This is a genomic window from Achromobacter insuavis, from assembly GCF_902859645.1.
GTDB classification, from domain to species: Bacteria; Pseudomonadota; Gammaproteobacteria; order Burkholderiales; family Burkholderiaceae_B; genus Achromobacter; species Achromobacter insuavis.
In genome coordinates, this window is the sequence record NZ_CADIJR010000007.1 from 71,107 (window position 1) to 93,509 (window position 22,403).

Consider the following 22,403-nt stretch of genomic DNA (forward strand, 5'->3'; position numbering starts at 1 on the left):
GCGATACCTCAGTGCCCAAGCGATGAATAATCTATATGGCTTTCGGCCTGTCGATTGGGCGCTGAGGCGCGAGCGGCCTCAGGCATCGAGAATATGGAATGCGCCGTCCGGATCGCGTGCGACGATGGCCCGTTTTTCTTCCTGGGAGAGCAGCGGTTCCAGGATGTAGTCGATGTAGGCCACGCCATCGGGCGCCAGCTTGATGCAGCCCGCGCTGTCCGCCTCGACGCGGTAGCCGGTGTAGGCGTTGGCGTTGATCACCAGCGCGCCGGGGTAGGGATCGGGGTGGGTGGCGGTCAATGCCCGCGTCTTGTCGTTGACCTCTTTGCGGTAGCGTTCCAGGGCCACGTCCTTGGGCAATGGGATGCTGCCGCGGCCGCCGTGGTGCATGATGAAGACGAATTCCCCCAGCGACATGTCGTCGGGGATATGGCGATTGGTGGCGGGGCTGGTGTACCAGGACACGTAGCGCGCCAAGTCGTTGTAGAAGGCGGCGGTCTGGTTGGACGGATCGTCCTTGCTGCCCAGCGTGTAGTGATGCTCGCGCCAGGCCTCGTTGGTGTACTGGAACAGTCCGGATGCGGTCGAACTGGGACTGGCGCTGTGCGAGGCGGCGCCGAACGATGATTCGAGGTAAGCGACGTCCGCCGCGATCTGGATGGTCGGGGCGTTGACGCCATGCCGCCTGCCGTGGGCCACGATGGCGGCTTTGATTCTGGTTTGGGCTCGGTTCAATGCCATGCGCGTGCTCCTGCGTGGTGGCGCGGCCCGCGGGTTCCAGCGGCGAGGCTGATACGCCATGGCCGGGATGGCCACGAAGCATGGTAGGGACAAGGCCGCCGGCGCTCCATGGTGTCTGGTCTGATTTGCGGTCAGAAGCGGTAGCCGACCTGGAGCCAGAGTTCGCGGCCGGATTGATAGGTGGCGTTGTTGCTTGCCAGCGTGGGATTACCGGCCACGATCGCGGGCATGCGGTTGAGCAGATTGAGGATGTCGATGGTCAGTTCGAGCCTGGGCATGACGGGGGGCTGCCACGAGAGCCGGGTGTCCCAGGTCCAGTACGAGGGCAGGCCGCCGGATTGATAGCGATCGAGGAAGGACGGGCCCGGGCCTCTGCCGACATAGATGATGTCGTCGCGCCTGCCGCGCCAGTTCAGCGTATGGGTCCAGGTCAGTCCGGCGCGTGGATAGACGCCGGTCAGCGTGAGCGCGGCCAATTGGGGCTGGTGGAAACTTCGCGGCGGCAGGTCGATGGTGCGGATGGGTGCGCCGTTGTAGATCACCCTGTCGTTGGGGCCGCGCGCGTTGTCGTCATAACCCTTGGCCAGGTCGGTGTTGGTCTTGCGCTTCTGCCAGCTCCATGAGACCTGCAGGTGCCAACGGGTCGGACCGGCTCGCCAGGGTTCCAGCGTGCGTAGCGTCAGGCTGACGGCGTCGGTCGTGGAGTTGCCGCCGTTGCGGTAGGTGAAACCGGTGTTGATCTTGCCGCTCTTGATCCACTGCCGCCGGCCGTCGCGGCGGACATAGCCCAGCAGGCCTTCCAGGCCCGCCATGCGTTGGCGCAGCGAGAATGCCCATTCGTCGTCATAGGGCATGCGCAGCCCGCTGTAGTCCACGGCAAAATCCTGTTTGCCGGCGGGCACGGGATTGCCGCGGAAGTCGGTCAACTGTTGCAGCAGGCGCAGGCGCCGGGCTTCCAGGGCGGTTTCCAGCACGGCGCCGCCGAAGTAGCGGGACCATCCTCCGCTCAGCACGGTGGCGCCTGATCCGAGCACATCCCAATCCAGGCGCGTGCGCGGCGCGACACTGTGGCTGCCGAACAGGCTCTCGTGGTCATAGCGCAGCCCGGCATCCAGCGCCAGGCGCCGCCACTCGACGCGATCAGAGAGATACAGCGCCGCCGTCTGGCTGCGCGCCCGCACCGTTCCCGGCCGCCACAGGTACCTATTGCTGTCTGTGTAGCCGCCCGTGCTGCCGTAGGTGCGCGTGTAGGCGGTCGATAGCTTCGGCCGCTTGAAGGCCGCGTCGATCCGCTGCGCGTCGATGCCCGCGTAGACGTTGTGCGTGAATGCCCGGGCGCGTAGCGGATCCAGATCGATCCGCCCCTTGAGCAGCACGGTGTCCTGCTGTTTTTGTTCCCGGCCGAAGCCGCCCTTGAAGTACACGGGCAGCCTGTAGGGGCGTGTCGTCACCCATTCGCGGCTCGTCGAACGGCGGTTGCTCATGGCATGGTCCCAGCCGGCCTGCAGGGTCAGGCGCGCCGCCGGCAATCGGTGTTCCAGGCGGGCGGCCAGGCCATACGCGCCATGGTTGTTGGCGTATTGCGTGTCGCGGGCCGTGTTGCTGGTCAGCGCTTCGCTGCGATCGCTGTATTTCAGCGTCAGATCGACCAGGGTGTCGGCGTCGGGGCGCACGCTGAACTTGCCCAGGAAGTTGTCGATGCGGTCGCGATAGTTGTTCGGCGTGCGCAGCGACTTGCCTGCGTCATCCGCGCTCAGGCCCCAGCGCGCTATCCGGGATTGCCGATGCGACATGGCCAGCACCATGCCCGCCTTGTCGTTGACGGCAATGTCCGCCACCACCGAGTAGAAGCGCTTTTGCCATCGAGGCGTGAAGCCCGGCTCGCCTTGGGTCCATTTGTTCTCCTGGCCCGGCGAGACGCGCTGGCGAGTCATGTTCGAGGTGTTCCACCGATAGTCGAACTTCAGGTGGTTCTCGCCGGAAAAGCGGCGCAGGCGTGCGTCCACCACGCCGCCATTGAATCGTCCGTATTCCACCGGCACGAAACTGTCGTGCACGTGCACGGCTTCCAGCAGGCTGGCGTCGATGAAATACGACTGTGGATTGCTGGGGACATTGCCGCCTACCTGGGCCAGGTTCTTGTTGGCCGGATCGACGCGGTTGGTGGCATCGATGCCATCGATCTGGAACAGGTTCTGGTAGGGACTGGCGCCGTAGAAGGAAATGTCCTCGACATCGAGCGAACCGCGATTCTGCGCGCCGTGGGCGCCGGGGTTGGTGCGCACCGCGGGATGCGTCGCTACCAAGGTGCTCAGATCTCGGTTGGACGAGGGTGTCGTGGCGATCTCCTGGCGGCTGTAGACGCGTTCGCCAAGCTGTTCGCCATAGACCCGCACGGGATCGAGCCGCGAGGTGTGGGTCGGGTCTGGCTGGTCGACGTAGATGAGGTAGCGGTTCGCGCCCTCCGCGCGCAATGCCAGGCCGGAGCCTTCCAGCATCTGGTCGAGCGCCAACCGGGCGGGAAACCTGCCGCGCACGACGGGAGAGACTTTGCCCGCAACCGCTGCGGGCGGGAACGATATCTCCAGGCCGGATTGACGGCCCAGCTCGATCAGCGCGTCGCCCAGGGGGAGAGCGGGGATGCATAGACGGACGGCATCGTTCAACGGCTGGCTGGCCGCGGGAGCGGCCAAGGCCAGCAGGAAGCAAAGCAGCAGCGTCGATGCTCGGGGGAGGGAATGGCGGGGCATGAGGGCGTCCTTGAGGCCGTTGTCGTCAGCAGTGGGACGCGGGGGGCGGGGGGATGCCTCAGTGTGGAAAGGGGGGATGCATGCGTCATGCCGTCTTATTCCCGCATCAGAAGCGGTAGCCGACCTGGAGCCAGAGTTCGCGGCCGGATTGGAAAGTATTGGGCGTGGTCTTTCCTCTTGGGTTGGTCGCGGTGAGCGCGGGCATGCGGTTCAGCAGGTTCAGCACCTCGATCGCGAATTCCATGCTGGGCACGGCAGTGGGCTGCCAGGTGAGCTTGGTATCCCAGGTCCAGTACGAGGGCAGGCCGCCGGATTTGAAGCGGTCGAGGTATTCCGGCTTGGGTCCCCGGCCTTCATAGATCGTGGCATCGCGCCTGCCGCGCCAGTTCAGCATGTTGCTCCAGGTGAGGCCCATGCGCGGATAGGCGCCGATCAGGGTGAGCGCGGCGACCTGGGGTTGGTAGAAACTGGTGGGCGGCAGGTCGATCGCGCGGATCTCGGCGCCGTTGTAGATCACGCGGTCGTCGGGATCGCGCGCATCGCCGTCATAGCCCTTGAGCAGGTCGTTGTTGGTCTTGCGCTTTTGCCATCCCCAGGTGGCCAGCAGGTTCCAGCGGGTCTTGCCGACGCGCCACGGCTCCAGCGTGCTGAGTGCCAGGGTGACGCTGTCAGTGGTGGATCGGCCGTCATTGGTGTACCGGTAACTGCCAATGCCGGTGCTGCGCTTGGTCCACTGGTCCCGGCCGTTGCGGTGCACATAGCTCAGCTGGCCTTCCAGCCCGGCCAGACGCTGGCGCAGCGAAACCGCCCATTCGTCGTCATGGGGCAGCCGCAATCCGTCGTAATCCACCCTATAGGGCTTGGCGCCATCGTCAACGGGATTGCCCTTGCCGTCGATCTCCAGGCGGCTCAGGCGATGGCGTTCGGCTTCCAGGGCGGTTTCAAGCACCTCGGCGCCGTAGTAACGCGACCATCCCGCGCTCAGGAGGGTGCCGCCGGCGCCGAACAGGTCCCAATCCAGGCGGGTGCGCGGCGACACGTTGTGGGTGCCGAGGAAGCTCTCCTGGTCATATCGCAGGCCAGCATCCAGGGCCAACCTGCGCCATTCGATGCGATCGGACAGGTACAGGCTTGCCATGTGGTACCTGACATTGACGGTGCCGGGCAGGTTGTGGCTCTTGTTGCTGTCCCGGTAGGCGCCGGCGCCGTTGTAGGTGCGCTTGTAGGAATAGGAATCCCGCAAGCGCTCGAACCCGGCGGTTATCTGGTTCAGATCGACGCCGGCATAGGAGGTATGCGTGAACGCGCCGGTGTTCCACGGATCCAGGTCGATGCGGCCTTTGAGGGTATAGCTGTCCTGCCGCGTCTGTTCCTTGCCGAAGCCGCCCGTGGTGTATTTCGGCAGCTTGTACACCACGTGGGTGACGAATTCGTTGTCGACCGATTGGCGGTTGCTGCTGGCACGGTCCCAGCCTGCCTGCAACGTCAATCGTCCGCCTTGCAATTGCCGCTCCAGATTGCCGTTGAGGCCATAGGCGCTATGGTTGTTGTCCCAGTGCGTGTCGCGGAAGGTATTGCTGGCCAGCCTTTCGCTGCGGTCGCTGTACTTCAACGTCAGGTCGGCCGTGGTATCAGCGCTGGCCAGCACGCTGAATTTGCCCAGGAAATTGTCGATGCGGTCACGATAGGTGTTCTGGGTAGCCAGGGGCTGCTCGCCCTTGTCGTCCGCGCCCATGATCCAGCGAGTGATGTCGGATTGCCGATGCGACAGGGCGAGCACCACACCAGACTTGTCGTTGAAAGCGATATCGCCCACGGCCGAGTAAAAGCGTTTCGTCCACGCTGGCGAGTATCCAGGGCTGCCTTGCGCCCATTTGGTTTCTTCTCCTTGAGCGACCTGCTGTCGGGTCATGTTCGAGGTGTTCCAGCGGTAATCGAATTGCAGGTGGTTCTGGCCGGAGAAGCGGCGCAGGCGCGCATCGACCACGCCGCCCGTGAAGCGGCCGTACTCGACCGGCACGAAGCTGTCGTACACCCGGACCTGGTCGATCAGGTGGGTGTCGATGAAGTACGACTGCGGATTGCTGGGCACGTTGCCAATCTGCAGGTTCAGGTTGCGGCTGGCCGGGTCCACCCGGTTGGTGGCGTCCGTGCCGTCGATCTGGAACAGATTCTGGTAGGGGCTGGCGCCATGAAATGAAATTCTTTCCACGTCGAGCGAGCCTCGGTTTTGTGAACTGGCCGCGCCCGGATCGGTACGCACCGCCGGATGCGTCGCCACCAGCGTGCTCAGATCGCGATTGGACGAGGGCGTCGCGGCGATTTCCTCGCGGCTATAGATGCGTTCGCCGGTCTGCTCGCCGTAGACCCGGACCGGCTCCAGCCGCGACGCCGAGAATGGCGTGGCCTTGTCGGCGAAGACGATGTAGCGCCGCGGCCCATCGGCGTGCAGCGCCAGGCCGGAGCCGGCCAGCAGGCGGTTCAACGCCAGCAGCGCCGAATACTCGCCTTGCAGGGCGGGCGAGACCTTGCCGGCGACGGCGGCCGGCGGGAAGGAGATTTCCAGGCCGGCCTGGCGGCCGAGCGCCAGCAGCGCGTCACCGAGCGCTTGGGCGGGAATGTCGTAGACGTGGGCGAGCGGGGCGCGCTGGGCCGCTGACGGCGCGGCCCAGGTCAGCGCCGTGCAGACGGCTGTGGCCCAGGCGCCGTAGCGGCGCCGGGACGAAGGAGTAAAGGAGAAAAGCATGGGGCGCCTCTGGCTGTTTTGAATTCAGCCAGAGGACGCGCCGGGCGGCGGCAGACCTCAGCGCCCGGACGGCGAAAACCCTGCATGCACCTGCAAGTTCAGACCAAGGGAAGGGGCGGGCGCCGCTTCAGAACCGATACCCCACCTGCAACCACAGCTCGCGTCCCGACTGGAACGTGCTGCGGTTGGTCTTCAGGTTGGGATTGCTGGCCGTGACCGCCGGCATGCGGTTCAGCAGGTTCAGCACTTCCACCGTGAATTCCAGGTTGCGCGCGAAGGTCGGCTGCCACGCCAGCTTGGTGTCCCAGGTCCAGTACGACGGCAGCTCGCCGGATTCGTAGCGGTCCAGGTAATCCGGCCGCGGACCGACGCCGACGTGGATGGTGGCGTCGCGCTTGCTGCGCCAGTTCAGTTTGTTGCTCCAGGTCAGGCCGGCGCGCGGGTAGGCGCCGATCAGCGTGAGCGTAGCGACCTGGGGCTGGTAGAAGGTGCTGGGCGGCAGGTCGATGGCGCGGATCTCCGAGCCGTTGTAGATCACCCGGTCATCCGGATCGCGCGCATCGGCCGTGTAGCCGGTGACCAGGTCGCCGTTGGTCTTACGCTTCTGCCAGCTCCACGATGCCTGCATGTTCCAGCGCGTCGGACCCAGGCGCCAGGGTTCCAGCGTGCGCAGCGTCAGGCTGACGCCGTCGGTGGTGGAAAAGCCGTCGTTGTTGTAGGTGTAGCCCGTGGCCTGCGTGCCGCTCTTGGTCCATTGGTCGCGGCCATTGCGGTGCACGTAGCTCAGCAGGCCCTCGATGCCCGCCATGCGCTGGCGCAGCGAGACCGCCCATTCGTCGTCGTAGGGCATGCGCAGGCCGCGGTAGTCCACGAAGTATTCCTTGCCGCCGTCGGTCACGGGCCTTCCCTTGCTGTCGAGCACCTGCCGGCGCAGGCGGCTGCGCTCGGCTTCCAGCGCGGTTTCCAGCACCTCGCTGCCGTAGTAGCGCGACCAGCCCGCGCTCAGCAGCGTGTCGCCCGAGCCCAGCACGTCCCATTCCAGGCGCGTGCGCGGCGACAGGTTGGTGTTGCCCAGGAAGGTCTCGCGGTCGTAGCGCACGCCCGCATCCAGCGCCAGCCGTTGCCATTCGATGCGGTCGGACAGGTACACGCTGGCCATGTTGTATTTCACGTTGACCGTGCCGGGCAGGTAGTGGACCTTGCTGAAGTCCTGGTAGGTGCCCTTGTTGTTGTAGGCGCGGCGGAACGAATACGAATCCTGGAAGCGCTTGAAGCCGGCGTCGATCTGCTGCAGGTCGGCGCCCGCGTACAGGCTGTGGGTGAAGATGCCGGTGCGCACGGGATCGAGATCGATGCGGCCCTTGAGGGTCCAGGTGTCCTGCCGCGTCTGCTCCTTGCCGAAGCCGCCCGCGGTGTATTGCGGCAGCCTGTAGGGTTGATAGGTCACCAGTTCATCGCCGACCGACTGGCGATCGCTGGTGGCATGGTCCCAGCCGGCCTGCAGCGAGACGCGGCCGCCCTGGAACAGGTGGTCCAGGTTGCCGCTCAGGCCGTAGGCGCCGTGGTTGTTGTCCCAGTGCGTGTCGCGGAACAGGTAGCTCGACAAGGTCTCGCTGCGGTCGCTGTACTTGAGCGTCAGGTCGGCGGTGGTGTCGGCGCTGGCGCGCACGCTGAACTTGCCCAGGAAGTTGTCGACGCGGTCGCGGTAGGTGTCCTGGCCCTGTTGCGGCTGGCCCTTGTCGTCCACCCCCATGTTCCAGCGCGTGATGTCGGATTCGCGGCGCGACATGGCCAGCACCACGCCGGATTTGTCGTTGAAGGCGAAATCGCCCACGGCCGAATAGAAGCGCTTCTTCCATTCGGGCGAATAGCCGGGCTGGCCCTGCGCCCAGCTGTTCTCCTCGCCCTCGGACACCTGCTGTTGCGTCATCTTCGAGGTGTTCCAGCGGTAGTCGAACTTCAGGTGGTTCTCGCCGGAGAAGCGACGCAGGCGCGCATCGACCACGCCGCCGGTGAAGCGGCCGTATTCGACCGGCACGAAGCTGTCGTACACGCGCACCGCCTCCAGCAGGCTGGTGTCGACGAAGTACGACTGCGGGTTGCTGGGGACGTTGCCGACCTGCAGGTTGAGGTTCTTGCTGGCCGGGTCGACGCGGTTGGTGGCGTCGATGCCGTCGATCTGGAACAGGTTCTGGTAGGGGCTGGAGCCGTGGAAGGAGATGTCTTCGACGTTGAGCGAGCCGCGGTTCTGCGAGCCGCTGACGCCCGGGTTGGTGCGCACCGCCGGGTGGCTGGCCACGAGCGTGCTCAGGTCGCGGTTGGACGACGGCGTTTCGGCGATCTCTTCCTGGCTGTAGATGCGTTCGCCGGCCTGCTCGCCGTAGACCCGCACCGGCTCCAGCCGAGAGGTGGAGAAGGGATGGGTCTTGTCGACGAAGACGATGTAGCGGCCCGGGCCGTCGGCGCGCAGGGCCAGGCCGGAACCGGCCAGCAGGCGGTCCAGCGCCAGCAGGGCGGAATACTCGCCTTGCAGGGCGGGCGATACCTTGCCGGCCACGGCGGCTGGCGGGAACGAGATCTCCAGGCCCGATTGGCGGCCGAGCGCGAGCAGGGCGTCGCCCAGCGCCTGCGACGGAATGTCATACACAATGGTGCGCGCGGGCGGCTGGGCGATGACGGGCGCGGCAATGGCCAGCATGACGCAAAGAAGGGCGGCCGAGGCGCTGGGCCGGCGTTTGCGGTCAAGAGGGAAAGGCATGAAAACGTCCTACGCTGTGTTGATGTCAGCCGTAGGACGCGGCGTAGGACGCAACCCCTCATTGCAAAGTTGATGAATAATTTATATTGATTCTTATTTACTGATTGAGAATCCCAGCGGAAGACGGCGAGCGCAGTCCGGGATATCGCGAGTAGCGGGGAGCGTGAAAGGGCGGCGTCGCGGGAAGCTGATGCGCCTGAGGTGCAGGCGATGCCCGGCCATGCGGATCGCGCCGAACCCGCCAGCCCTGCAAGAGAAATCCCTCAGCGCAGGATCAGCAGGCCGGGCAGATCGGTGATGCCGACCTTGGTCTGCGCCAGCAGCAGGTCGAGCGCGCGCTTGGGATCGGCGATGCTCGCCGTGCCGGACACGCGGGTGCCGCGCGCCAGTGCGCCCAGCACCAGGATGCGCTTGCCGGTGTAGCGCGCCAGCTGCGCGGCGGCGTCGGGCAGCGCGGTGTCGTTGAAGGCCAGCAGTCCCTGGCTCCAGGCGGGGGCGGTTTCGCGCGGCGCCGGGTCGCGGATCATGCCGCCGGCCGAGACCGTGATGCGTTGCCCCGGTTCGAGGATCTGTGGCTGCCCGTCGGCGCAGGCCTGGCATTGCACCGCCACCTGATGCTGGTAGACGGTGACGCGGGTCGCATCGGCATCGCGGGCGACCGCGTAGCGCGTGCCCAGCGCCGTGGCGTTGGCGTCCGCGGTGACGACCGTGAAGGCGGGGCCATCGGCGCCGCGGGGCGTCGCCTCGAACAGGGCCTGGCCGGCCAGCAGGCGCACTTCGCGCTTGCCCGCTCCGAAGTCCACGGCGATGGCCGAATGCGCGTCGAGGATAGCGCGCGAGCCGTCGGGCAGGGCGACGCGCAGCGGCTGCGTGCCGCTGGCGTAGTCGGCGCCCGGCTGGAAGTCGCGCAGGGTATAGGCGGCCATGCCCGCCGCCGTGACCAGCGCCAGGGTCAGTAGCGCGCGGCGTTTGCGCGGCGCACGGACGGCCAGCTTGCCGCGGTCGATCTCGCCCATGCGGCGCCAGACGCGCGCCAGGCGGTCGTAGGCGGCGGCATGGCGGGGATCGGCGTGGTACCAGGTGTCGAATTCGGCCTGTGTCTGCGCGTCCAGCGGCTGGCCGCCGTGGCGGATGACCCAGCGCGAGGCCTGTTCGTCGGCGGCCGTGGCGTTGCCGTGGGCGGCGGCCTTGTTCACGCGGTCAGGGCCTGGTCGCAGGCCAGCAGGATGCGCATCATGTGCTTTTCGACCGCGCTGACCGAGATGGCGAAGCGTTCGGCGATGGCGCGGTAGGTCAGGCCTTCGTGGCGATGCAGGACGAATACGTCGAGGCTGCGGCGCGGCTGGCGCAGCAGGGCGGCTTCGAGCCGGCGCAGCAACTGGTTGGCCGAGGCGACCTCCAGCGTGTCGGCCTCGAAGGCCGGCGGCTGCGCGGCGGCGTAGTCGGCGACCGCGCCCATTTCACGGCCGCGCCGGCGATGCCAGTCGGTGGCGATGTTGGCCGCCACCCGGAAGACATAGGCGCGGTCGTTGTCCGGAAGGGTCCTGTCCTTGAACTCGGCCAGCTTGATCCACGTGTCCTGGGCGCAGTCCTGGGCCACGTCGCGCGAGCCGGTGCGCATGGCCAGGAAGCCCAGCACTTCGCGGTAGTGCCGGAGAAATACATCGGTAAGCGAAGACATGTCGCTGACGGCGGGCGCCAGATAGAGTCAGATTCGCTGAATATTATAAATGATAATTATTATTGTTAATGCGTGTTTCACTGTCGCGGGAAAGCGCGGACGGCGCGCGCCGTCCGCACGTCGATCAGGCTTCGCCCTGTTCGATTTCTTCCAGCGAGCCCTGCAGTTCGAGCCACTGCTCTTCCAGCGTTTCCAGGCGCTTGCCGTGTTCGCCGTGCTCGGCCATGACCTTCTGGCGTTCAGCGCGGCGGGCGTCGGAATACAAGTCCGGGTCGGCGATGACGCCGTCCAGCGCCTGCAGCTTGACGCGCAGCTTCTCCATCTCGGTCTCGACCTTGGCCAGCTTGGCTTCCAGCGGCTTGCGCAGCGCCGACAGGCGTTGGCGCTGCTCGGCCTCGGCGCGGCGTTGCGCCTTGCGGTCGACCACGGCCTCGCCGTTCTCGGCGCTTTCGCGGGCGGCCTCGGCGCGTTCGCCGGCGTTGCGGGCGGCGAGCCAGTCGCGATAGTCCTCCAGGTCGCCGTCGAATTCGCGCACGGCGCCGTCGGCCACGATCCAGAAGCTGTCCACGGTGGTGCGCAGCAGGTGGCGATCGTGCGAGACCAGCAGCATGCTGCCGCCGAACTCGGCCAGCGCGGCGGCCAGGGCCTCGCGCGTCTCGACGTCCAGGTGGTTGCTGGGTTCGTCCAGCAGCAGCAGGTTGGGCTTCTGCCAGACGATCAGCGACAGCGCCAGGCGAGCCTTTTCGCCGCCGGACATCGGGCCGACCTTGCTGTTGACCGTGTCGCCCGAGAAGCCGAAGCCGCCCAGGTAATTGCGCAGCTCCTGCTCGCGGGTTTCCGGCGACAGCCGCGCCAGGTGGGCCAGCGGCGTGCTGTCCACGTCCAGCATGTCGAGCTGGTGCTGGTGGAAGTAGCCGATCGCCAGCCCGCGCGAGGCGCGGCGTTCGCCGGCCTGCACCGGCAGTTCCTCGGCCAGGGTCTTGATCAGCGTGCTCTTGCCGGCGCCGTTGGCGCCCAGCACGCCGACGCGGCTGCCGGCGCGCACCATCAGCGTCACGTCGCGCAGGATCGGCACATCGTTGCCGGCCGCGTCGGTATAGCCGGCCGACAGGTGTTCCAGCGTCAGCAGCGGATCCGGCACCTGCTCGGGCGAGGGGATGCGGATGTCGATGCCGGCCTCGGCCTGAAGCGGCGCCAGCACCTGCATGCGCGCCAGGGCCTTGACCCGGCTCTGGGCCTGCTTGGCCTTGGAGGCCTTGGCCTTGAAGCGGTCGATGAAGCCTTGCAGGCGCGCGGTTTCGCGGGTCTGGCGCTCGTAGGCGATGTTGGTCTGGCGCAGGCGCTCGGCGCGCTGCGTCAGGAAGTCGCCGTAGCCGCCGCGGTAGCGCACCAGCTTGGCGTGATCGAAATGCAGGATGGACTTGGCCACCGCGTCCAGGAACTCGGTGTCGTGGGAGATCAGCATGACGGTGCCGGGATAGGCGGCCAGCCATTTCTCCAGCCACAGCATGGCGTCCAGGTCCAGGTGGTTGGTGGGCTCGTCCAGCAGCAGCAGCTCGGACGGCGCCATCAGCGCGCGCGCCAGCGCCAGGCGCATGCGCCAGCCGCCGGAGAAGCTCGCCACCGGCTGGCTCCATTCGGCCGGCTTGAAGCCCAGGCCGGCCAGCAGCTGTTCGGCGCGCGAGGCCGCGCTCCAGGCGCCGGCCTCGACCAGCGCCGCCTCGACCTCGGCGATCTGCGTGCCCTGGTCGTCGGTGAGTTCGGCGCGGCGCGCCTGCAGCGCGCGCAGCGGCGTGTCGCCGTCGATGACGAATTCACGCGCGGGGCGGTCGTCGGCATGCAGTTCCTGCTCGACGCTGGCGATGCGCCAGCCGGCCGGCAGCGCCAGGTTGCCGGCGTCCAGGTCCAGCGCGCCGGTCAGCAGCGCGAACAGCGACGACTTGCCGGCGCCGTTCTTGCCGACGATGCCGACGCGCTCGCCCGGGTGCACCACGAATTCGGCATCGTCCAGCAGCACCTTGGTGCCGCGGCGCAGGGTCAATCCAGAGGCGCGGATCACGTCGTCAACTGTTCGCGGGTCAGCAGTAGCAACTGGTCGGAGGCTTCTTCCGTATCCAGCCACACCGGCGACAGCTCAGGGAAGGCGGCTTCGAAGAAATCGCGCTCGTGGCCGATTTCCAGCACCAGCACGCCGTTCTCCGACAGGTAGCGCGGCGCGGCCTGCAGAATGCGGCGCACCAGGTCCATGCCATCCGTGCCGCCGGCCAGGGCCAGTTGCGGCTCGTGGCGGTATTCCTGCGGCAGCACGTCCATCGAGCCGCTGTTGACGTAGGGCGGGTTGCAGACGATCACGTCGTACTGGCGTTCGGGCAGGTTGTCGAATAGATCGCTCTGGTGCAGCGCCAGCCGGTCGGCCAGGCCGTAGTCGTCGACGTTGCGGCGCGCGACCTCGAGCGCGTCGGGCGACACGTCGACGGCGTCCACCTGGGCATAGGGGAAGGCCAGCGCCGACAGGATCGCCAGGCAGCCCGAACCCGTGCACATGTCCAGCACGCTGTCGACGGCCTGCGCGTCCTGCACCCAGGGCGACAGGCCTTCGTCCAGCAGCTCCGCGATGGGCGAGCGCGGCACGATGACGCGCGCGTCCACGTAGAAGCGATGCCCGCGCAGCCAGGCCTCGTTGGTGAGATACGCGGCCGGCACGCGCTCGGTGACGCGGCGGTCGATCAGCTCCAGCACGCGGTTGCGTTCCTCGCTGAGCACGCGGGCGTCCAGGAAGGGCTCCAGCGTGTCCAGCGGCAGGTGCAGCGCGTGCAGGACCAGATAGACCGTCTCGTCCCAGGCGTTGTCGCTGCCGTGTCCCAGCGCCACCTGGGCGGCGTTCAGGCGCGATACGCCATAGCGGATCAGGTCGCGCAGGGTCAGCAGTTCTTGGCGGGCGGATTGATACATGAGAGGCTTCTTACTTGGCGGGCAGGAGGTTTTCCAGCGTGCGCCGATAGATGTTTTTCAACGGGTCCAGCGAGGCCAGCTCGATGCGCTCGTTGACCTTGTGGATCGTGGCGTTGCAGGGGCCGAACTCGATGACCTGCGGGCAGATCTTGGCGATGAAGCGGCCATCGGACGTGCCGCCGGTGGTCGACAGCTCGGCCGTCACGCCGGTTTCCTCGCGGATGGCCTTGACCAGCGCATCCGTCAGCGAGCCGCGCGGGGTCAGGAAGGGCTCGCCGCCCAGTTCCCAGTCCAGCGTGTATTCCAGGCCATGGCGGTCCAGCACTTCGTGCACCCGCGCCTGCAGGCTTTCCGGCGTGCTGGCGGTGGCGAAGCGGAAGTTGAACAGCGCCACGGCGTCGCCCGGCACCACGTTGGTGGCGCCCGTGCCCGAGTTCAGGTTCGAGACCTGGAACGTGGTCGGCGGGAAGTACTCGTTGCCCTGGTCCCACTCGATCGCGACGATCTCGGCCAGCGCCGGCGCCAGCTGGTGCACCGGGTTGCGCGCCAGATGCGGGTAGGCCACGTGGCCCTGGATGCCCTTGACCGTCAACGTGCCCGACAGCGAGCCGCGGCGACCGTTCTTGCAGGTATCGCCGAGCACGTCGCCCGAGGTGGGTTCGCCGACGATGCAGTAGTCCATCTGCTCGCCGCGCGCCTTGAGCGCGTCACAGACGATGGCGGTGCCGTCGATCGACGGGCCTTCCTCGTCGGACGTGATCAGGAGGGCGATCGAGCCGCCGTGCTGCGGGTGGGCCGCCACGAATTCCTCGGCCGCCACCACGAAGGCGGCGATCGAGCTCTTCATGTCGGCGGCGCCGCGGCCGTACAGGTAGCCGTCACGCTCGGTGGGCACGAACGGGTCGCTTTCCCACTTCGCGCGCGGGCCCGGCGGCACCACGTCGGTGTGGCCGGCGAAGACCACCAGCGGCGCGGTGTTGCCACGGCGCGCCCACAGGTTGGTGACGCCGCCCTGGGCGATGGTTTCGCAGGTGAAGCCGATGCGCGCCAGGCGCGCGGCCAGCGTCGCCTGGCAATCGGCGTCCGCCGGGGTCACCGACGGACGGGCGATCAGGTCCTTGACCAGATCCAGAACAACCGAAGCCGCCATTACGCCCTCAGCAGATCGTTGATGCTGGTCTTGGCGCGGGTCTGCGCGTCGACACGCTTGACGATGACGGCGCAGGCCAGGCTGTGCGAGCCGTCGGCCGAGGGCAGCGAGCCCGGCACCACCACCGAGCCCGACGGCACGCGGCCGTAGGTGATCTTGCCCGTGGCGCGGTCATAGATCTTGGTGCTTTGCGACAGGTACACGCCCATGGCCAGCACCGAGTTCTCTTCGACGATCACGCCTTCGACGACTTCCGAGCGGGCGCCGATGAAGCAGTTGTCTTCGATGATGGTGGGGTTGGCCTGCAGCGGCTCGAGCACGCCGCCGATGCCGACGCCGCCGGACAGGTGGACGTTCTTGCCGATCTGGGCGCACGAGCCGACGGTGGCCCAGGTGTCGACCATGGTGCCTTCATCGACGTAGGCGCCGATGTTGACGTACGAGGGCATCAGCACCACGTTGCGGCCGATGAAGGCGCCGCGGCGGGCGACGGCGGGCGGCACCACGCGGTAGCCGCCTTGCTTGAAGGCGTTGTCGCCGTATTCCGAGAACTTGAGCGGCACCTTGTCGTAGAACTGCAGCGGGGCCTGGCCCATGATGGCGTTGTCGTACAGGCGGAACGACAGCAGCACGGCCTTCTTGATCCACTGGTGCACGACCCAGTCGTCGTTGATTTTCTCGGCCACGCGCAGGCGGCCCAGGTCCAGCCCGTCGATGGTGTGTTCGACGGCTTCGCGCACTTCGGCGCTGGCGTCGGAGGGCGACAGGTTGGCCCGGTCGTCCCAGGCTTTTTCGATGGTGGTCTGCAGGTCGAGAGTCATAGCGGCTCAGCTTTTCAAAAAAGGTTGATCAAACAGAAGTATGTACGAAATGGGCGATGCGTTCGGCCGCCTGCACGCAGTCGGCCAAAGGCGCCACCAGGGCCAGGCGGATGCGCCCCTGCCCAGGATTCACACCGTGCGCCTCGCGCGCCAGGAAACTGCCCGGCAGCACGGTAACACCGGTACGGCCATAAAGGTCGCGCGCAAACGCGGTATCCGAACCCGGGGTGGCCGCCCACAGGTAGAACGAGGCCTGGGGACGCTGCACGTCCAGCACGTTCCGCAGGATCGGCAGCACGGCCTCGAATTTCTCGCGGTACAGGCGGCGGTTGTCCTTGACGTGGGCCTCGTCGGTCCAGGCGGCGATGCTGGCCGCCGACACCAGCGGGCTCATGGCGCTGCCATGATACGTGCGGTAGCGCAGGAAGCGGCCGATCAGCGCGGCGTCGCCCGCCACGAAACCCGAGCGCAGGCCCGGCACGTTCGAGCGCTTGGACAGGCTGGAGAACGCCACCAGGTTGCGGTAGTCGTTGCGGCCCAGGCGGCGCGCCGCCTGCAGGCCGCCCAGCGGCGGATTGCCTTCGTCCAGGTAGATCTCGGAATAGCACTCGTCGGAGGCGATCACGAAGCCGTGGCGGTCGGACAGGGCGAACAGGTCTTCCCATTCGTCCAGCGTCATGACGTTGCCGGCCGGGTTGCCGGGCGAGCAGACGAACACCATGCGGGTCTTTTTCCAGACCTCGTCCGGCACCTGGTTCCAGTCGCAGGCGAAATTGCGCAGCGCGTCGGCGTTGACGTAGTAGGGCGTGGCGCCGGCCAGCAGCGTGGCGCCCTCGTAGATCTGGTAGAACGGGTTGGGGCAGATCACCACCGACCCGGCCGCCGGATCGATCACCGTCTGGGTGAAGGCGAACAGCGCTTCGCGCGAGCCCAGCGCCGGCAGCACCTGGGTCTCGGCGTCCGGCGCCGGAATGCTGTAGCGCGACGCCAGCCAGTTGGCGATGGCCTGGCGCAGCGCGGGATCGCCCTTGGTCGACGGGTACACCGACAGCCCGCCAAGGCTGTCGCGGATGGCCTGCGCGACGCGCTCCGGCGCGGCGTGTTTGGGCTCGCCGATCGACAGGTTGATGGGCGTCAGGCCGTCCGGCTGCGCGCTGGCCGAGGCCAGCAGGGCGCGCAGTTTTTCGAACGGGTAGGGGTGCAGGGCATCGAGGCGCGGATTCATGACGCAAGATTTTAACAAGCAAGCTACAATAGCGGGCTTGGCCTATCGCGAAGGTGGCGAAATTGGTAGACGCACCAGGTTTAGGTCCTGACGCCGTAACAGGTGTAGGGGTTCGAGTCCCCTCCTTCGCACCAACCCTATTCGGATGGTGATTGGCGCCGCGCCGACACTGTCCCACGACCCCGAGACATGCTTGTGTCTCGGGGTTTTTTCATTTTGCTCCCTTTGGAATGTCCTTATTAATCAAATGGTTGATCAATCGGTTGATTAATCTTGATGGGGCGGAAGGGTTGAATGCCGCCGGAGCGGCACGGCGGCCGACAGAGGCAGGATAGGCCCCGGACTAACGTGTCTGTTCCGCAGCGTCTGTACCGCAGCGTCTGTACCGTATTTCCCTCGCTTGTTATAAAGAGGCCTCAGGCTTTTCTTGTCGAGCGAGGGTAAATTGTTGTCGATTCAATCACTTGGCCGCGGCGCATTGATGTTGTTGCTTGCCGGGCTCGCAGCAGGCTGTTCTTCCTCCTCCCCCCTGAATGTCTGGTCGGCGCCGGCGTCGTCATCCGGTCCCGATTCGTCGCGCGTCAGCCTCGAATGCCGGGTGAGCCGCAGCAGCTGCCTGTATGACGGCAAGTACGAAGTGGGCGAGCGCGATTACGCCGAGGACGAGGCCAAGCGCCTGAACCGCGCCGAATTGGACAGACTGCGCCGCGCCGCCGGCAATTGATGGGACATGATGGCCGGCGCGGCCTAGCGCGCCGCGGCGTGCAGCCGGATGCGGAACGTCGCCTGCGGATCGTTGAAGGCGCTGGCGCTGTCGGCGCCGATGTCGATGCGCGCGTTGCCGGCGTTGGCGTATGACTTGTTCGAAAAGTGCTTCACCACGTCGCGGCCGGCGGCGATGTCGGCCAGGTGGATCGCCGGACTGAAGTCGACCTGCCCATGGCGCAGATCGGCGGTCACGCCGACCAGCGCCCAATGGCATACCCCCTTGCCGTAATAGTCCTCGCCGCGGAAGCGGTCGAGCAGGATTTCGGCGCGATAGCCGCCATCGGCGGCGGGCTCGAATATGACGGGCACGCGTTGCTCCGGAACGACCGTGGCGCCAGTGACGGCGGTCAGCGGCACGCAGTCCGGATTCTCGACCCGGTAGTCGGCATGGCCGTCGATGCGCTCGAAGGGACCCGGCGCGCCTTCGATGCGCACGCTCAGGTCCACCCGCTGGCGCGCTTGCGGATCGGGCTGCGCCACGACGTTCGCGGCCAGCGCGCAGGCCGGAACGGACAGGGCCGCCATCAACGGCAGGGCAATCGGGACGAGGCGGCGCGTCATGGCGTTCAGCGGGCCGGCTTGGCGGGGGCCAGCGTTTCGTACTGGTCGATCTGGCCGACGTCGACCCAGCCGGCCGCGCAGTCGCCCTGGTAGTCGCCCGCCTTGGTGCGTTCGCAGGCCTGGCCGCGCTTGGCCTGTTTCCAGTCCACCGGCAGGTCGGCGTCCTTGCACAGGTCATTGCCGCGGCAGGCGGGCACGCTGGCGGTGGGCACGGCGATCACGTAGTGGCGCTGTTCCTCGCCCTTGCGCACCATGGCGGGAATGCAGACGAACTGGCGATCCATCACGTGGGCGACAACCTTGCCCTGGCCGTCGACGCGGTCGTTCAAATCAACGCCGCCGTCGGCGGCGATCGAGCCGAACGCGGCGCCTTCGCCGCAGTTGTCCAGGTACATCACGGTGTAGCCGTCGGCGCTGCATTGCGCGCCGTTGCCGCCGGCGGCGTGGCACTCGATTTTCGAGGCGGGCGTCATGGCGGTCAGTTTGGCCTGCGCGGTGGCGACCGAGGCGGCGGGAGCGGCCAGGGCGGCGCCGGCGCAGAGGCTGGCGGCCAGGGCGGCGAACAGGCGAGGCAGGGAGATCGTCATGGGTGCTTCCATTGGGTGATTGGAGAACAGGGTGGGGCAGGCATGGATCAGGTGGCGGCGGTGGCGGGGGCTTGCGGCTTGCCGTAAAACACCCGCGCGCAGGCCGCGCCGCTTATCAGTCCGGGCAGGCCGCCCAGGAACAGCGGAAAGCTCAGCTCGGGCAGGGTGTAGTCGCGCACCGCAAAGCCCAGCAGGAAAACGAAGGCGTAGAGACCGCCCAGCAACCCTGGCCAGCAATACGAGCGCCATGACACGGCGGCGGGGCGGCAGGCGCCCGCCACCAGGCCGCACAGCAGCGCGGGCACGCCGCCGTACAGGTATGACCAGGGCACCAGGAAGATCGACGTGAACAGCGCCTCGACGCTTATCGTGGAGATGGCCATGAACAGCGCGAAGACCAGGGTGCCTATCGGCGGCCCCAGCGCGGCGAACAGGGCGGCGCCGGCGGCGGCCGAGCGGGCCATGTCGCCGGGCGTCTTGCCGGCGGGTCGGCGCACGATGCGCCACGTCAGCACGCCCAGCGATGCGGCGGCCAGTACACACACGGATAACAGCAGCACAGCGTGGTTTCTTATGCGTCGGTGGGTTTGTTGGGAAACAGGTTCAGCGACAGGATGGCGTCGGGATACGTCGCCAGCAGCATGCCGGACAGGTGGCCATGCAGGGCGCCGAACAGCGGCCAGGTCAGCGCTTCGCTGCCGGGCAGCAGGTCCAGCAGCATCAGTTGGCCGGTGCGCACGGTGCCGACGAAGTAGGCGCGTTCGTCATGCTGGCCGGTGGGCGTGGCGCGGTAGATCTTGGTGGCGCGGCCGCTGTCGTCCTTGCGCCAGCTGTTGCCGCTGGTGGTGGTGCGGGCGTTGATGGGGGCGATGTCCGCCTGGATGGTTTCCCAAAGGGTGCGGGCGTTGGCGGCGTATACGACGATGGTCATGGTGGGCGCTGTCCTGTGCGAAAAACGGGGAACGCGAGGCCGAGCACCGCAAAGTTACCAATCCCGCCGCGACACGGCAAGCGCCGGCGCGTCGTGCCGTTCAGTCGCCCGCCAGTTCCCGCAGTTCGGCGGCGCGGCTGATATTGAGCAGCATCGGGCAGTACTCGTACATGGGCGAGCCGACATGCGCCCCGGCCAGGTCGCACTGGCCGTTGCGATAGACCAGCCAGGCCTTCTGGGTCTGTTCCAGCTTGGCCGCGTCTTGCGGGAAATCGCTGGCCAGGCGCGCCTGGATCCGCGCGTAGAGCGCGTTGATTTCCCGCTTGGCGGCCGCCGAGACGCCTTCCGCGCAGGCGCCCACGGTGCCGTTGTTGGTGACGCCCGCGTCGCGCAGGCAGCGGTCGTACTGGCCCATGTAGTCCGGCGTGGAGGCGCCCAGTGCCAGGGCGGGAGAGAGCAGCAGGGAGAGCGCGAGGGCGTGTCGGATCATGGCGGCGTGGATTGGAAAAATGGGCAACGCGCACCGGGATATCTGCGCGTGGGCCAAGCATACCGCCAGTCGCCCATCGGCGTTTTCCTGGCCGACGCCGCGCCATGTCCAGGGGGGCGGGCGGTGTCCGCGGCAAGCTGTTCGGCCTAGCCGCATTGCATCATGGCCCGGGCGGTGATCGTCAAGTACTGTCAAGAATCAAAACGAATTTGCATTGTTTGAAAGTCGCAATTCGCGTCGCGGGCTACCGTCGGGTTTTCTGTTGCGGAGGCAAGTCATGTATCCCCTATCGAAGCGCTGCGGCGCGGAATTCTTCGGCACCTTCTGGCTGGTGCTGGGCGGTTGCGGCGCGGCGGTGCTGGCGGCCGGGTTTCCGCAGCTGGGCATCGGTTTCGCCGGCGTGGCGCTGGCGTTCGGCCTGACGGTGCTGACCATGGCGTTCGCGGTCGGCCATATTTCGGGCGGGCACTTCAATCCCGCCGTCACGGTCGGGCTGGTGGCCGGCGGCCGGTTCCCGGCGCGCGAGATCCTGCCGTACGTGGTGGCGCAGGTGCTGGGCGCCATCGCCGCGGCGGCGGTGCTGGCGGTGATCGCCGACGGCAAGCTGGGCTTCGACCTCAAGGGCAGCCATTTCGCCGCCAACGGCTACGGCGCCTATTCGCCCGGCAAGTACTCGATGGCGGCCGCGCTGGTCACCGAAATCGTGATGACGGCGGGCTTCCTGTTCGTGATCCTGGGCGCCACCGCCAAGCGGGCGCCGGCCGGCTTCGCCGCCATTCCCATCGGCCTGGCGCTGACGCTGATTCACCTGGTCAGCATTCCGGTCACCAATACGTCGGTGAACCCGGCGCGTTCCACCGGCCCCGCGTTGTTCGTGGGCGGCTGGGCGCTGGAGCAGCTATGGCTGTTCTGGGTGGCGCCGATCGTCGGCGCGATCATTGGGGCGCTGGCCTACCGGCTGGTGAGCGAACCGGCCTCGCAAGCGTAGGGAGCGGGGCGGACTGGCCCCGGTCAATCCATGGCCCGCAGCTGGGCCAGCTGCGCATCGCTGGGAAAGCCGCGGGTGCGGTAGCGGACCGGGTAGAGGTTCTCGCGTTCGAGCAGCGGCGCCAGCAAAGCCAGGGCCTGTTCCCAGCCGACCACCCGGACTTCGCCGATCTCGTCGGCCGCGTCCGGACGCACCAGCGCCAGGCGGTCGACCTCGGGCAGCGAGGTGTCCACGCCGCGGGTCCAGGTCGCCAGCGAGAACGAGGCGTCGGCGTCGCCGTTCTGCGCGAACAGGTTGTAGGTGGCGACGAACACGTCGACGCCCTGTTCCTCGTAGAGATGGTCCAGCGCCTCTTTCTGGGCGTCGTAGTCGCCCTTGGCCAGCATGCGCCCCAGGTAGGCCTGGCGTTGCCGCAACTCATCGTGCGGCGGCGCGAAGCGCTCGACGCCGGCCTCGCCATAGCGATACATACAGGGCGACACGGGACGGCCGTGCGGGATGACCTGCTGGCACAGCTCGACCATCTTCATCAGGCCTTCGTCGTCGTTGTCGCCGCTGACCAGCAGCAGGTCGCGCGTCGGCATCATGAAGACCGGCCGGCCGCGCACGGGGACGCGCTCCAGCATGTCGGGCAGCAGCACGCGGCTGATGTCGTAGCCGTCTTCCCAGCCGCCGCCGTAGACGCCGGGCGCCACCTCCACGAAGTTGTCGGCCGAATCGCGCAGGTTGTCGATGGCGATCGCCAGCGCTTCGTCGAACGTGATGCCCCACGAGGCCTCGGGCCCGTTGGTGAGGGTGGCGATGGATTCCGGCCGGTCCAGCGCCAGCAGCACCACGCAGTCGTCGCCAAACGGGCGCAGGGCAGGCTGGAACGCCGCGTCGTTGCCGTCGTTGCGCAGGTGGTGCATGCGCACGGCCTCGACGGCGCTGCGGCCGCGGATCACCGGGCGCAGCAGGGGGCGGGCGTCGGCCAGCGAGTGCGGCATGGCCTGGCCGCTGCTGAGCAGGGTGGAGACGTAGCCCTGCAAGGCGCCCTGGCGCTGGCCGCCGCGGGCGTCGCAATAGGCGTGGTAGGCGTTGTGCAGGTTGAAGTAGGCGCTGTCGCCGTGCAGCAGGCGGAATTCATCGGCCTTGTAGGTGAGCTCGCCGTTGTAGCCCCGTTGCCGGACGGCGGCGATGAAAAGCGTGGCGAACTGGTCTTGCGTGGGCTTGCGCCGGAACAGCGAGTCTAGGAATCCCATGCTTTTCTCACCT

19 protein-coding genes and 1 tRNA gene are annotated in these 22,403 nt (G+C 67.2%); 3 read left to right on the forward strand and 17 right to left on the reverse strand.

From position 1 onward, the window contains the following. Positions 1-78 precede the first annotated feature (78 nt). From H0523_RS06320 to dapC, 11 genes are all read right to left on the reverse strand, one after another. The gene (locus H0523_RS06320; RefSeq protein ID WP_054430019.1) at positions 79-741 is read right to left on the reverse strand and encodes a hypothetical protein; all 663 of its coding nucleotides are present in this window, start codon (positions 739-741) and stop codon (positions 79-81) included. 131 nt (positions 742-872) lie between these two features. Continuing rightward, the gene (locus tag H0523_RS06325) at positions 873-3,491 is read right to left on the reverse strand and encodes a TonB-dependent receptor (RefSeq protein WP_054430017.1); all 2,619 of its coding nucleotides are present in this window, start codon (positions 3,489-3,491) and stop codon (positions 873-875) included. A gap of 106 nt (positions 3,492-3,597) precedes the next feature. Beyond that, on the reverse strand, positions 3,598-6,237 hold the full coding sequence (locus H0523_RS06330) for a TonB-dependent receptor plug domain-containing protein (protein WP_054430016.1): 2,640 nt from the start codon (positions 6,235-6,237) through the stop codon (positions 3,598-3,600). Positions 6,238-6,364: 127 nt separating this feature from the next. After that, positions 6,365-8,995, reverse strand: coding sequence for a TonB-dependent receptor plug domain-containing protein (locus H0523_RS06335; RefSeq protein ID WP_054430014.1), 2,631 nt, complete (start codon positions 8,993-8,995; stop codon positions 6,365-6,367). Positions 8,996-9,258: 263 nt separating this feature from the next. Beyond that, positions 9,259-10,191: a FecR family protein gene (locus tag H0523_RS06340; protein ID WP_054430011.1), complete on the reverse strand. Its 933-nt coding sequence runs from the start codon at positions 10,189-10,191 to the stop codon at positions 9,259-9,261. Beyond that, complete coding sequence (locus tag H0523_RS06345; RefSeq protein WP_054430009.1) at positions 10,188-10,676, reverse strand: RNA polymerase sigma factor; 489 nt, start codon at positions 10,674-10,676, stop codon at positions 10,188-10,190. Before H0523_RS06345 ends, H0523_RS06340 begins: the two co-directional genes overlap by 4 nt. Before the next feature lie 124 nt (positions 10,677-10,800). Continuing rightward, on the reverse strand, positions 10,801-12,735 hold the full coding sequence (locus H0523_RS06350; RefSeq protein WP_156349997.1) for an ABC-F family ATP-binding cassette domain-containing protein: 1,935 nt from the start codon (positions 12,733-12,735) through the stop codon (positions 10,801-10,803). Next, complete coding sequence (gene prmB, locus H0523_RS06355; protein WP_054430006.1) at positions 12,732-13,628, reverse strand: 50S ribosomal protein L3 N(5)-glutamine methyltransferase; 897 nt, start codon at positions 13,626-13,628, stop codon at positions 12,732-12,734. The genes H0523_RS06350 and prmB overlap by 4 nt, the downstream gene beginning before the upstream one ends. A 10-nt stretch (positions 13,629-13,638) precedes the next feature. Then, entirely contained in the window at positions 13,639-14,778 is a 1,140-nt protein-coding gene (gene dapE, locus H0523_RS06360; protein ID WP_054430003.1) for a succinyl-diaminopimelate desuccinylase, read from the reverse strand. After that, positions 14,778-15,599, reverse strand: coding sequence for a 2,3,4,5-tetrahydropyridine-2,6-dicarboxylate N-succinyltransferase (gene dapD, locus H0523_RS06365; protein WP_054430001.1), 822 nt, complete (start codon positions 15,597-15,599; stop codon positions 14,778-14,780). The genes dapE and dapD overlap by 1 nt, the downstream gene beginning before the upstream one ends. 28 nt (positions 15,600-15,627) lie before the next feature. Beyond that, positions 15,628-16,824 (reverse strand): succinyldiaminopimelate transaminase, encoded by a 1,197-nt coding sequence (gene dapC, locus H0523_RS06370; RefSeq protein WP_054429999.1) that lies wholly within the window; start codon positions 16,822-16,824, stop codon positions 15,628-15,630. Positions 16,825-16,871: 47 nt separating this feature from the next. Between dapC and H0523_RS06375 the strand changes: the two genes are divergently transcribed. Together H0523_RS06375 and H0523_RS32445 are read left to right on the forward strand one after the other, a co-directional pair. After that, positions 16,872-16,958 (forward strand) — tRNA-Leu (locus H0523_RS06375). A 464-nt stretch (positions 16,959-17,422) separates the two neighbouring features. Further along, a complete protein-coding gene (locus H0523_RS32445; RefSeq protein WP_006395902.1) occupies positions 17,423-17,548 on the forward strand; it encodes a hypothetical protein in 126 nt (41 codons plus the stop codon). Positions 17,549-17,571: 23 nt separating this feature from the next. Here H0523_RS32445 and H0523_RS06385 read toward each other — a convergent pair whose 3' ends face one another. The 5 genes from H0523_RS06385 to H0523_RS06405 form a co-directional block, all read right to left on the reverse strand. Beyond that, complete coding sequence (locus tag H0523_RS06385) at positions 17,572-18,153, reverse strand: hypothetical protein (RefSeq protein ID WP_054429997.1); 582 nt, start codon at positions 18,151-18,153, stop codon at positions 17,572-17,574. A gap of 5 nt (positions 18,154-18,158) precedes the next feature. Then, complete coding sequence (locus H0523_RS06390; RefSeq protein WP_054429995.1) at positions 18,159-18,740, reverse strand: hypothetical protein; 582 nt, start codon at positions 18,738-18,740, stop codon at positions 18,159-18,161. 47 nt (positions 18,741-18,787) lie between these two features. Next, entirely contained in the window at positions 18,788-19,300 is a 513-nt protein-coding gene (locus H0523_RS06395) for a hypothetical protein (protein ID WP_054429994.1), read from the reverse strand. Between the two features lie 11 nt (positions 19,301-19,311). Next, on the reverse strand, positions 19,312-19,671 hold the full coding sequence (locus H0523_RS06400) for a hypothetical protein (RefSeq protein WP_054429992.1): 360 nt from the start codon (positions 19,669-19,671) through the stop codon (positions 19,312-19,314). A gap of 100 nt (positions 19,672-19,771) precedes the next feature. Further along, positions 19,772-20,161, reverse strand: a complete 390-nt coding sequence (locus H0523_RS06405; protein ID WP_054429990.1) for a lysozyme inhibitor LprI family protein — start codon at positions 20,159-20,161, stop codon at positions 19,772-19,774. Positions 20,162-20,438: 277 nt separating this feature from the next. Between H0523_RS06405 and aqpZ the strand changes: the two genes are divergently transcribed. Further along, positions 20,439-21,149 (forward strand): aquaporin Z, encoded by a 711-nt coding sequence (gene aqpZ, locus H0523_RS06410; protein WP_054429988.1) that lies wholly within the window; start codon positions 20,439-20,441, stop codon positions 21,147-21,149. Positions 21,150-21,172: 23 nt separating this feature from the next. On the opposite strand, the gene H0523_RS06415 is transcribed toward aqpZ, so the two are convergent. Beyond that, positions 21,173-22,390, reverse strand: coding sequence for a DUF1444 domain-containing protein (locus H0523_RS06415; protein WP_054429986.1), 1,218 nt, complete (start codon positions 22,388-22,390; stop codon positions 21,173-21,175). Between the last annotated feature and the right edge of the window lie 13 nt (positions 22,391-22,403).

Coding starts and splice junctions, on each gene's coding strand:
- aqpZ (WP_054429988.1), top strand. CDS start 20,439: ATGTATCCCCTATCGAAGCGCTGCGGCGCGGAATTCTTCGGCACCTTC.
- dapE (WP_054430003.1), bottom strand. CDS start 14,778: ATGGCGGCTTCGGTTGTTCTGGATCTGGTCAAGGACCTGATCGCCCGT.
- H0523_RS06415 (WP_054429986.1), bottom strand. CDS start 22,390: ATGGGATTCCTAGACTCGCTGTTCCGGCGCAAGCCCACGCAAGACCAG.
- dapC (WP_054429999.1), bottom strand. CDS start 16,824: ATGAATCCGCGCCTCGATGCCCTGCACCCCTACCCGTTCGAAAAACTG.
- H0523_RS06400 (WP_054429992.1), bottom strand. CDS start 19,671: ATGACCATCGTCGTATACGCCGCCAACGCCCGCACCCTTTGGGAAACC.
- H0523_RS06345 (WP_054430009.1), bottom strand. CDS start 10,676: ATGTCTTCGCTTACCGATGTATTTCTCCGGCACTACCGCGAAGTGCTG.
- H0523_RS06405 (WP_054429990.1), bottom strand. CDS start 20,161: ATGATCCGACACGCCCTCGCGCTCTCCCTGCTGCTCTCTCCCGCCCTG.
- H0523_RS06385 (WP_054429997.1), bottom strand. CDS start 18,153: ATGACGCGCCGCCTCGTCCCGATTGCCCTGCCGTTGATGGCGGCCCTG.
- prmB (WP_054430006.1), bottom strand. CDS start 13,628: ATGTATCAATCCGCCCGCCAAGAACTGCTGACCCTGCGCGACCTGATC.
- H0523_RS06325 (WP_054430017.1), bottom strand. CDS start 3,491: ATGCCCCGCCATTCCCTCCCCCGAGCATCGACGCTGCTGCTTTGCTTC.
- H0523_RS06335 (WP_054430014.1), bottom strand. CDS start 8,995: ATGCCTTTCCCTCTTGACCGCAAACGCCGGCCCAGCGCCTCGGCCGCC.
- H0523_RS06320 (WP_054430019.1), bottom strand. CDS start 741: ATGGCATTGAACCGAGCCCAAACCAGAATCAAAGCCGCCATCGTGGCC.
- dapD (WP_054430001.1), bottom strand. CDS start 15,599: ATGACTCTCGACCTGCAGACCACCATCGAAAAAGCCTGGGACGACCGG.
- H0523_RS06390 (WP_054429995.1), bottom strand. CDS start 18,740: ATGACGATCTCCCTGCCTCGCCTGTTCGCCGCCCTGGCCGCCAGCCTC.
- H0523_RS06330 (WP_054430016.1), bottom strand. CDS start 6,237: ATGCTTTTCTCCTTTACTCCTTCGTCCCGGCGCCGCTACGGCGCCTGG.